Raw genomic sequence first — 9,748 nt, 5'->3', positions numbered from 1 at the left:
AATATTATATGAGTAAATATCAGCATAAGCGCGGTGAAATTAAAGATAATGCACTTGAAGCATTATTACATGACCCATTGTTTCGTCAGCGTATTGAGAAAAACAAAAAAGGTAAGGGAAGCTACATTAGAAAAGGGAAAAATTGTAAAACCAGTAACTGGGAGGCCAGTGGTAATGGGTTAATAAACGTATTACCACTGGTTTTTTAGTTATTTTTTATTCTGTTCTTTTAATAGATCACGAATTTGAGTCAATAAAACTTCTTCTGTTGACGGTGCTGCAGGCTCCGATGGAGTAGTCTCTTCTTTTTCACGACGTACCTTATTCATAACTTTTATCGCCATAAAAATAGCAAAAGCTACAATCACGAAATCAAAAATAGTTTGAATAAACATACCATAATTCATGACAACTGCAGGGATACCATCTTGTGCTTCTCTAAGCACAATACTGAACTGTTTAAAATCAACCCCTCCAATGAGCAATCCGAGTGGTGGCATAATCACATCAGCAACTAATGATGAAACAATTTTACCAAATGCAGCACCGATGATTATACCAACAGCCATATCTACCACATTGCCTTTCATGGCAAACTCGCGGAACTCTTTTAAAAAACTCATGTATGACCCCTTCCCTTAATAATTGACCAAATATTTATGACCTGTATATTTACATAACAAATTATAGTATCTAGAAATCTTAACCTGCAAATTTTTACTATTAATTTTAGATGATTATAAAAAGAATGGGCTAGGTTGGAATAATTTCTCAACATCAGGTACATACTTTTTATCAGTGATGAACATAATCACGTGATCACCTTGCTCAATAATATTGTAATCGCTGGCAATGATGACTTCTTCTTCGCGTACAATTGCACCAATAATTGTGCCAGGAGGAAGCTTAATATCAGAAATTTTTTTACCAACGACTTTAGATGTATTTTCATCTCCATGAGCAATCGCCTCGATTGCTTCTGCAACACCTCGACGTAATGAAGAAACACTAACAATATCGGCTTTTCTGACATGACCAAGTAATGCAGATATTGTTGCTTGCTGAGGTGATACTGCAATATCGATAACGCCACCTTGAACTAATTCAACGTAAGCTGAACGTTGAATTAGAACCATGGCTTTTTTTGCACCCATTTTTTTAGCTAACATCGCAGACATAATATTTGCTTCATCATCATTAGTAAGAGCAATAAAAACGTCCATTTGCTCAATATGTTCCTCAGTTAATAATTCCTGGTCTGAGGCATCACCATAGAAAACGATAGTATCGTGAAGTAATTCTGCTAGTTCAGTTGCTCTTTGCTGATTTCGCTCAATGAGCTTAACGCTATAGTCTTTTTCTAATCGCCTCGCTAAGCCGGCACCAACGTTACCTCCACCGACAATCATCAATCGTTTATAAGGTTTTTCTAATCTTTGAAGTTCACTCATAACAGCGCGGATATGCTGAGTTGAGGCGACAAAAAATACCTCATCTCCAGCTTCAATAATCGTTGAACCTTGAGGTCTGATTGGCCGGTCTTGACGGAATATTGCGACGACTCGCGTATCAATATGAGGCATGTGCTCACGTAAACTTGAAAGAGCATTTCCAACTAATGAACCGCCGTAATAAGCTTTTACTGCGACAATGCTGACTTTTCCCTCTGCAAAATTTACAACTTGTAGAGCACCTGGGTACTGAATAAGCTTATAGATATATTCGATAACTAGTTGTTCTGGAGATATTAAATAATCAATAGGGATTTGCTCTGCAGCAAAAAGCTTATCTGCTTCACGGATGTACTCCGTGGCTCGAATTCGGGCAATTTTGTTTGGGGTATTAAATAGGCTATATGCAATTTGACATGCAACCATATTTGTTTCATCTGAGTTAGTCACTGCAACTAACATATCGGCATCTTCAGCTCCTGCGTCTCGTAATACGCGAGGGTGAGAGCCATGGCCATTGACAACTCTTAGATCAAATTGATCTTGGAGTTGACGTAAGCGATCTGCATTAGTGTCAACAACGGTAATATCATTGTTCTCATCAACTAAATTTTCAGCTAGGGTGCCACCCACTTGCCCAGCACCTAGAATAATGATCTTCATTGCATCTTCCTATCTCAGATAATCAATTAAATGCTATTGTGCCTGTTTGAGTAATCGGGCGTAGAAGAATCCATCACCACCAGTGGTACTCGGTAATATTTGCAAGCCAAACTCGGTGCCATCAGTTATGCTCGCATCTACATGTTTAGTAAGAAAACGTTGGATTTGTAGACTGTTTTCTTCTGGTATTATAGAGCATGTGGCATAAACTAGGGTTCCACCTGGTTTCAAATAAGGCCATATAGCTTCTAATATTTGAAATTGTAACTGCGATAATTCATTGATATCGGAATCACGTCTTAGCCATTTAATATCGGGATGACGTCGAATTACTCCCGTCGCTGAGCATGGTGCATCCAATAGGATTCGATCAAATTGTTGACCATGAGCCCACTCTTCGGGCTTAGTTCCATCCCCTTGTATAACTATCGCTTGTTGCTTGAGGCGTTGTAAATTTTCTTTCACGCGCTTGAGCCGAGAGTCATCAATATCAACAGCAAGAACGTGAGCTTTAGGAGCTAATTCCAATATATGTGTTGTTTTCCCTCCAGGTGCAGCACATAAATCTAGAATACTATCGCCATCTACGGGAGACAGTAATTCTGCACAACCCTGTGCTGACACATCTTGAACAGTCGACCAACCTTCATCAAAGCCTGGAAGCCTATTTACCGAAGTAGCATCTTCCAGGCGAACAGCATTTGGATGAGTTGGGTGTAAATGGGCAGTAATCCCAGCTTGTTCTAGTAAGGTTAAGTATTGATCAGTTGTATTATGTTGAGGGTTTACTCTTAGCCACATTGGTGGGCGCTGGTTATTCGCATCCACAATATCTTGCCATTGATCGGGGTAAGCAATTTGTAAGCGTTTTAATAACCAGCTTGGATGTAAGTATTGGCTATTATTATTATGATTACGCTCTTCTAATTGTACTTGTTGGCGTAAGAAAGAACGTAAAACACCATTTATCAGCCCTTTCAATTGTGGGCGTTTCAGAGCAACAGCACCGTCAACGGTTTCTGCTAAAGCAGCATGAGCAGGGATACGTGTGTATAGTAGTTGATAAATGCCCACCATGATTAGGTAATGTAATATTCTTTGTTTACCTGTAAGCGGTTTTTCCATTAATTGGCTGATAAACCATTCGAGTTTTGGTAAATATCGTAGAACTCCAAAGCACATTTCTTGTAGCAATGCTTTGTCTTTCTCATTGATATTACGTTGTAATTCAGGCAAAACAGTACTTAATGATTGTCCCTTATCGAGAACCTGACCAATGGCCGTTGCTGCTATACTACGTAAATTATATTTATTTTTCATAAGTGAAGGAGAGTCTATTAGTTACTGAAATAAAATTGCCTGACTTTATGTTGGTAGGCAATTTTATTAAGATTTTAGTCTAGTATCTGTTCTGGAATGAACCATTCATGGCGAGAATTGAGGATATCCTGTGCGCTCATTGCTTTTTTACCAGGAGGCTGCAATTGGGTGATATTTAATATTCCCATTCCTGTTGCTACACAGATACCTTTTTTATCTGCACTGATAATGGTTCCAGGAAGATGGTTATGCACCTGATCAATAACTTCGGCTTGCCAGACTTTAATCAGTTGTTCTTGGATCATGAAATAACTCATAGGCCAAGGATTGAAAGCGCGAATACAGCGTTCAATTTGTTTTGCCGATTGTTGCCAATCAATACGGGCTTCTTCTTTTGACAGCTTTTCCGCATAGTTAGCCAATGTATCGTCTTGTTTTTCTGGAGTGCATTTTCCAATAGATAACAGGTTAACTGTATGTATAAGAGCTTGAGGTCCCGTAATTGCTAGTTTTTCGTATAATGTGGCACTTGTATCTTCAGGAGTGATAGGGCAAGTAGCTTTATATAGCATATCCCCAGTATCAAGACCTGCATCCATTTGCATGATAGTAATACCTGTTTCATGATCTCCAGCCCAAATTGAACGTTGAATTGGTGCCGCACCACGCCAACGCGGTAATAAAGATCCATGAACATTTAGACAGCCAAGGCGAGGGATATCTAAAACTGCTTGAGGCAGGATTAAACCATAAGCGACGACAATCATGAGGTCTGCATTTTGTTCTTTGATCCACTGCTGATTATTGGGATCTTTTAGAGTGACAGGCTGAAATATGGGTATATGGTGCTCTTCAGCAAGAATTTTCACTGGGCTTGGCGTCAGTTTTTTACCTCTTCCCGCTGGTTTATCATGTCGAGTGAGTACACCAACAATTTGATGTTTGGTTTCAAGTAAGGCAGCTAAATGTTTTGCTGCAAAATCTGGTGTACCTGCAAAGATAATTTTTAATGATTCTGACACGTTATTTCCCCGTTTATATTCATAAAATTAGCGATTTTTAGCCTCTTTAGATCTTTGTCTATCTAATTTTTCTACTTTCTGGCGAATGCGCTGACGTTTCAAAGGAGATAAGTAATCAACAAATAGTTTGCCAACTAAATGGTCCATTTCATGTTGAATACAGATGGCTAATAAACCATCAGCTTCAAGCTCAAATAATTCACCATTATAGTTAAGGGCTCGAACCTTCACTTGCTCTGCTCTTGCGACAAATCCTTGTTGTTCAGGGATGGATAGGCAGCCCTCTTCAATGCCAGTTTCACCTTTTTTATCAATAAGTTCTGGATTGATAAGAACAAGTCGCTCACTCCGAGATTCTGAGACATCGATGACAATAATTCGCTGGTGGATATCCACTTGCGTTGCTGCGAGCCCGATACCTTCTTCGTCATACATTGTTTCGAACATATCATCGACAATACGTTGAATGGATGCATCAACTTTTTCGACTGGTTTTGCAATCGTGCGAAGACGCTCGTCTGGATAATGTAATATGTTTAATACTGACATAAATTTTTCGAGTAGTTTCCAAAATTTGAAAGGTAATTAATGACTATTCTAGACATTTATCCATCATATTGACAGTATTGGTGATGATTTGTTCGTAGGGGATGAGCTAACTTATAGTCAGGATGACAACATGAATGAACAGGAAATATGGATAAGACTTTCATTGGTAAATAAGGTTGCTTTAGAGAAAGTAATAGAAATAATTTCGTATTTAAAACAAAGGAATAAAGTGACGCATTCAATTTTAAAAGAGTGTGGCTTAAACGAAATGCAAAGATTGCAATTTTTTCATGTTCCTCAGCAAAGAATAGAAATAACGACTCGGTGGTTGCAAAATAAAGAAAATCAAATGATTACAGTTTCAGCCCCCCAATATCCTTTTTTATTGAAGCAGACTTACAACCCTCCATTGTTATTATTTGTGATAGGTAATAGCGAATTATTATCAGATCGCCAAATTGCTATCGTTGGTAGCCGCCAAATGACCGAATATGGCAAAACGTGGACTAAAAACTTTGTTAAAAAATTTATAAGTTATGGTTTAACTATAACTAGTGGGCTGGCACTTGGCATTGATGGAGCAAGCCATAAAACAGCATTAGAACATGGCGGTAAAACAGTGGCAGTGTTAGGTAGTGGGTTAGCAAATGTTTACCCGAAGCAACATTATAATTTAGCGGATGAAATTAAGGAAAACGGCTTGTTAGTCTCTGAGTATTTGCCTGATACACCTCCACTACCGAAGCAGTTTCCTAGACGAAATCGTATTATTAGTGGATTAAGTAAAGCTGTTGTAGTTATTGAGGCTGGAATGAAAAGTGGTTCATTAATTACAGCAAGATACGCTATTGAACAAAATCGAGATTTGTTCACACTACCAGCCCCGCTGGGGAATCCTGCATTTAGTGGAAATCATTGGTTGGTGCAGCAAGGTGCTTATTTATTATCTGAGCCGGATGATATTTTATTGCATTTAGAATGTTCACTAAATTGGATTCAGCCAGAATTATCAATAGAAAGTACACCTAACTCAGAGTTTAACCTGACAGAAAATAGAATTTTGGGTATGGTGGGGTATCAAGTGACTCCCGTGGATGTAATTGCAGGCCAATTGCAGTTACCCATTTCTAGAGTAATTTCAATACTTACAGAATTGGAAATTAGTGGCGATATTTTGTCCACTGCTGGTGGATATATCAGGGTAAGTTAGTTTTTGAATAATTAAGGTGAGTTAAAATAAAATATGTCGAAGCAATTGCCTTTTGAAACTGAAAAAAATGAATATTGTCCTGAATGTGATTCTTTGTTGGTTATTCGCAATAGCACTCATGGGCCATTTCTGGCTTGTTCTGAATACCCCCAATGTCATTATACTCGACCGCTAAAACCAGTGATAGAAAGTCATATTGTAAAAGTGTTAGAAGGTCAATGCTGCCCCATATGTAACCATAATTTAGTATTAAAGCAGGGGCGCTTTGGCATGTTTATAGGTTGTAGCAATTATCCTGAGTGTGAGCATACTGAGCTTATTGATAAACCTGACGAAACTAAGGTGCCATGCCCACAATGCCAAACAGGTAATTTATTACAAAGAAAATCCCGTTTTGGCAAAACTTTCTATGCTTGTGATAACTACCCTAACTGCCAATTTATTATTAATAATAAACCTGTGGTTGGGGAATGTCAGTTTTGTGAATACCCACTACTTATGGAAAAAAGGGTAGGACAAGGAGTAAGATTGTTGTGTGCCAGCAAACGTTGTGGTAAGCCACAAGAAGAATAAAGAGTTAAAAACTATGCAAAATCAATCTACACCTGCAATTAAAAATATTATTAATGCACTCCAGCAACAACAAGTCATTGCTTATCCAACTGAAGCTGTTTTTGGGCTCGGTTGTGATCCTGACAGCGAGACAGCGGTGAATAAATTACTCGAATTAAAGCAACGTCCATGGGAGAAAGGACTTATTTTGATCGCTGATAGCTACGAACAATTAAAGAATTATGTTGATGATAGCCAATTAACAGATCAACAGAGACAAACCATGTTTGCTACTTGGCCAGGTCCGGTTACGTGGGTGGTCCCCGCAAAAAAAACAACACCAAAATGGTTAACGGGTAAATTTGATACTTTAGCGGTACGTGTCACTAATCATGAGTTAGTGAAAGAGTTATGTAGCCAGTATGGAAAACCGATTGTTTCAACAAGCGCTAACCTAAGCGGTTTAGAGCCGTGCAGAACTACGGGAGAAGTTGTTGAACAGTTCCAAGATACTATCCCCATTTTAGATGGCGAAGTCGGTGGAAGGCTGAATCCATCAGAAATTAGAGATGCTATGACTGGGCAATTATATCGCAAAGGATAATTATCAATGAAAATGTTTGCAGTCTTTGGAAACCCAATTCAACACAGTAAGTCTCCGGTAATACATCAAATGTTTGCGGAACAAATAGGAATCGAACTTAAATACGATCGAATTCTTGCACCTATCGAGGATTTTGAATCGTGTTTATCTGATTTTTTTGAACAGGGCGGACAAGGTGCAAACATAACATTGCCATTTAAAGAAAGGGCTTTTAAATTTGTCAGTGAATTAACAGATAGAGCTCAAATTTGTGGCGCTGTAAATACTATCATGAAGCTCGATGGTAATCGTTTACTTGGTGATAACACTGATGGAGCTGGGTTATTGTTAGATTTGCAACGATTAGAGTTTATATCATCCAATAGTAAGGTATTAATTATTGGTGCGGGTGGTGCGACTCGGGGGGCTTTATTGCCTCTGCTTGAACTTGGTTGTGATATTACGTTAACGAATAGAACGTTCTCTAAAGCAGAAACGTTAGTTAATCTGTTCTCATCAGCGGGAAAAATAAAGGCTAAACCCATGGATGAGTGTTTATCTTCAGAATATGATTTGATTATCAATGCAACCTCATCAGGGGTAAACGGTGAAATTCCTCAAATAAGTTCAGAATTATTTCATGAACAGATTGCTTGTTATGACATGTTTTATCAACGAGGCTTGACGCCTTTTTTATCATTCGCAAAGCAACGGAAAGTTAAAAGATTAGCTGATGGCTTAGGGATGTTGGTAGGACAAGCTGCTTTCTCTTTTAAGTTATGGCATGGGGTCACCCCTGAAATTGAGCCTGTATTGAAGTTATTAAAACAGGGGCTAAAGTAATGAATCAAGCGATTCAATTTCCGGATAGAGAGGAATGGGATCCTTTACTTAATAAAGTACGATTTCCTGTTCTTGTTAATGGCATGCTTGCTGAATGTATCATATCGGATACTTTATTATTTAATCGCTATGGCAATAAAGAAACGTCTTTAATGCTATTTCAGACTTATCGCTGGGATATAGAAGAAGAGTTTGAGACCTTGATTGAACAAGGTCTTGATAATGGCAATAACTTTTATGAATTATTAGAAGATAAATAATTATTTTTCCATTCAACATAGTTATTGGCTGAATAGCGTAGGTGATTAAGCTCTGACTCTGTAAGTTTTCTAATTGGCTTAGCAGGACTGCCCATATATAAGTAGCCTGACTTTAGCCGTTTTCCTTGTGTGACCAAACTGTTTGCACCAATGACAACATCATCCTCAATAATCGCTCCATCAATTACTATAGACCCCATTCCCACGAGAACACGATTACCAATTGTGCACCCATGCAGCATGACTTTATGCCCAACAGTGACATTATCTCCAATAATTAATGGATTTCCTTCAGGATTAGTTGCCGATTTATGGGTTACATGGAGAATCGAACCGTCTTGGATATTAGTCCGAGCTCCAATTGATATGTAATTCACATCGCCGCGTAAAACAGATAAAGGCCAGATGCTAACATCTTCAGCTAATCGGACGTCACCAATGACAACAGAAGAGGGATCAATAAAGACATTCGCTGCTACAGTAGGGTAGGTATCTAAATAAGGTCTTAAGAATGTGTTCATATGTGTGGCCACAAAACGTAGATGGATATTAAGGTAAGCTCTTAATTAAGAGTTAGCGAAGTAAGAGCAGAGTACAAAAATAGAATTATAAGACAAAAGATGACGTTTTTATAATCATAGTGATAGTAAAAAAAGCACAATGATGAAATTATCCTCAATCAGTATTTTTTTTGAAAAAAAAGGTTGTGTAATTTTTCGAGCTCCCTATAATGCGCATCCGTTGTCACGATAAACCGGTTCGAAGAAAACCTCGAAGCCCGCGTGATAACAGAGGTGAGAAAGAAAATAGTTGAAAATAATCACTTGACTTTCTAAATAAAAAACGTAGTATACAACACCTCGCGACAACGACCTAGACGTCGAAAATCGAAAGATTAAGTCGCACCGCTCTTTAACAATTTATCAGACAATCTGTGTGGGCACTCACAAGACACTATCAAAAAATATTTGATTTTAAAGTCTTGAAGAGTGACTAACACGTTAATTCATATATATGAACTAATAGGTAATTTGGTTTCTTAGGAAATCAAACGACAGTAAACATTCTTTGAGCATCAGACACTTTTAATTGAAGAGTTTGATCATGGCTCAGATTGAACGCTGGCGGCAGGCCTAACACATGCAAGTCGAGCGGTAACAGGGGAAGCTTGCTTCTCGCTGACGAGCGGCGGACGGGTGAGTAATGTATGGGGATCTGCCCGATAGAGGGGGATAACTACTGGAAACGGTAGCTAATACCGCATAATCTCTCAGGAGCAAAGCAGGGGAACTTCG

At 38.5% G+C, this 9,748-nt stretch carries 12 protein-coding genes and 1 other annotated feature (1 of these 13 cut by a window edge); of the genes, 6 read left to right on the top strand and 6 right to left on the bottom strand.

The window, feature by feature from the left end; genetic code table 11:
* Positions 1-8 precede the first annotated feature (8 nt).
* Positions 9-209 (top strand): alternative ribosome-rescue factor A, encoded by a 201-nt coding sequence (locus PROVRUST_RS17860; protein ID WP_006816318.1) that lies wholly within the window; start codon positions 9-11, stop codon positions 207-209.
* On the opposite strand, the gene mscL is transcribed toward PROVRUST_RS17860, so the two are convergent.
* The 5 genes from mscL to def form a co-directional block, all read right to left on the bottom strand.
* Positions 210-623 (bottom strand): large-conductance mechanosensitive channel protein MscL, encoded by a 414-nt coding sequence (gene mscL, locus PROVRUST_RS17855; RefSeq protein WP_006816317.1) that lies wholly within the window; start codon positions 621-623, stop codon positions 210-212.
* Positions 624-737: 114 nt separating this feature from the next.
* Positions 738-2,114 (bottom strand): Trk system potassium transporter TrkA, encoded by a 1,377-nt coding sequence (gene trkA, locus PROVRUST_RS17850; RefSeq protein ID WP_006816316.1) that lies wholly within the window; start codon positions 2,112-2,114, stop codon positions 738-740.
* A gap of 33 nt (positions 2,115-2,147) precedes the next feature.
* Positions 2,148-3,434 (bottom strand): 16S rRNA (cytosine(967)-C(5))-methyltransferase RsmB, encoded by a 1,287-nt coding sequence (gene rsmB / locus PROVRUST_RS17845; protein WP_006816315.1) that lies wholly within the window; start codon positions 3,432-3,434, stop codon positions 2,148-2,150.
* Positions 3,435-3,508: 74 nt separating this feature from the next.
* The gene (gene fmt / locus PROVRUST_RS17840) at positions 3,509-4,456 is read right to left on the bottom strand and encodes a methionyl-tRNA formyltransferase (RefSeq protein WP_006816314.1); all 948 of its coding nucleotides are present in this window, start codon (positions 4,454-4,456) and stop codon (positions 3,509-3,511) included.
* A gap of 27 nt (positions 4,457-4,483) precedes the next feature.
* Positions 4,484-5,005: a peptide deformylase gene (def, locus tag PROVRUST_RS17835; RefSeq protein WP_006816313.1), complete on the bottom strand. Its 522-nt coding sequence runs from the start codon at positions 5,003-5,005 to the stop codon at positions 4,484-4,486.
* 130 nt (positions 5,006-5,135) lie between these two features.
* Here def and dprA point away from each other — a divergent pair, with 130 nt between their 5' ends.
* The 5 genes from dprA to PROVRUST_RS17810 are packed head-to-tail and all read left to right on the top strand — an operon-like array spanning position 5,136 to position 8,453.
* Positions 5,136-6,215, top strand: a complete 1,080-nt coding sequence (dprA, locus tag PROVRUST_RS17830) for a DNA-processing protein DprA (RefSeq protein WP_039855938.1) — start codon at positions 5,136-5,138, stop codon at positions 6,213-6,215.
* 33 nt (positions 6,216-6,248) lie between these two features.
* A complete protein-coding gene (locus tag PROVRUST_RS17825; RefSeq protein WP_006816311.1) occupies positions 6,249-6,788 on the top strand; it encodes a topoisomerase DNA-binding C4 zinc finger domain-containing protein in 540 nt (179 codons plus the stop codon).
* Between the two features lie 13 nt (positions 6,789-6,801).
* Positions 6,802-7,371: an L-threonylcarbamoyladenylate synthase type 1 TsaC gene (gene tsaC, locus PROVRUST_RS17820; RefSeq protein ID WP_039855936.1), complete on the top strand. Its 570-nt coding sequence runs from the start codon at positions 6,802-6,804 to the stop codon at positions 7,369-7,371.
* A 6-nt stretch (positions 7,372-7,377) separates the two neighbouring features.
* The gene (gene aroE, locus PROVRUST_RS17815) at positions 7,378-8,193 is read left to right on the top strand and encodes a shikimate dehydrogenase (protein WP_006816309.1); all 816 of its coding nucleotides are present in this window, start codon (positions 7,378-7,380) and stop codon (positions 8,191-8,193) included.
* Positions 8,193-8,453, top strand: coding sequence for a DUF1488 family protein (locus PROVRUST_RS17810; RefSeq protein ID WP_006816308.1), 261 nt, complete (start codon positions 8,193-8,195; stop codon positions 8,451-8,453). The genes aroE and PROVRUST_RS17810 overlap by 1 nt, the downstream gene beginning before the upstream one ends.
* Here PROVRUST_RS17810 and PROVRUST_RS17805 read toward each other — a convergent pair.
* Positions 8,429-8,974, bottom strand: a complete 546-nt coding sequence (locus PROVRUST_RS17805; RefSeq protein WP_006816307.1) for a gamma carbonic anhydrase family protein — start codon at positions 8,972-8,974, stop codon at positions 8,429-8,431. The genes PROVRUST_RS17810 and PROVRUST_RS17805 overlap by 25 nt on opposite strands.
* A gap of 565 nt (positions 8,975-9,539) precedes the next feature.
* Positions 9,540-9,748 (top strand) — a sequence feature (16S ribosomal RNA rRNA prediction is too short); it runs 723 nt beyond the window's last position.

This window comes from Providencia rustigianii DSM 4541, from assembly GCF_000156395.1.
Lineage (GTDB): Bacteria > Pseudomonadota > Gammaproteobacteria > Enterobacterales > Enterobacteriaceae > Providencia > Providencia rustigianii.
The sequence above is the reverse complement of the archived record's forward strand: the minus strand, read 5'-3'. Positions and strand labels throughout refer to the sequence as shown.

Excerpts from the sequence above, each read along its gene's own strand:
- PROVRUST_RS17860 (WP_006816318.1), top strand. The coding sequence starts at position 9 with ATGAGTAAATATCAGCATAAGCGCGGTGAAATTAAAGATAATGCACTT.
- mscL (WP_006816317.1), bottom strand. The coding sequence starts at position 623 with ATGAGTTTTTTAAAAGAGTTCCGCGAGTTTGCCATGAAAGGCAATGTG.
- trkA (WP_006816316.1), bottom strand. The coding sequence starts at position 2,114 with ATGAAGATCATTATTCTAGGTGCTGGGCAAGTGGGTGGCACCCTAGCT.
- rsmB (WP_006816315.1), bottom strand. The coding sequence starts at position 3,434 with ATGAAAAATAAATATAATTTACGTAGTATAGCAGCAACGGCCATTGGT.
- def (WP_006816313.1), bottom strand. The coding sequence starts at position 5,005 with ATGTCAGTATTAAACATATTACATTATCCAGACGAGCGTCTTCGCACG.
- dprA (WP_039855938.1), top strand. The coding sequence starts at position 5,136 with ATGAATGAACAGGAAATATGGATAAGACTTTCATTGGTAAATAAGGTT.
- PROVRUST_RS17825 (WP_006816311.1), top strand. The coding sequence starts at position 6,249 with ATGTCGAAGCAATTGCCTTTTGAAACTGAAAAAAATGAATATTGTCCT.
- tsaC (WP_039855936.1), top strand. The coding sequence starts at position 6,802 with ATGCAAAATCAATCTACACCTGCAATTAAAAATATTATTAATGCACTC.
- aroE (WP_006816309.1), top strand. The coding sequence starts at position 7,378 with ATGAAAATGTTTGCAGTCTTTGGAAACCCAATTCAACACAGTAAGTCT.
- PROVRUST_RS17810 (WP_006816308.1), top strand. The coding sequence starts at position 8,193 with ATGAATCAAGCGATTCAATTTCCGGATAGAGAGGAATGGGATCCTTTA.
- PROVRUST_RS17805 (WP_006816307.1), bottom strand. The coding sequence starts at position 8,974 with ATGAACACATTCTTAAGACCTTATTTAGATACCTACCCTACTGTAGCA.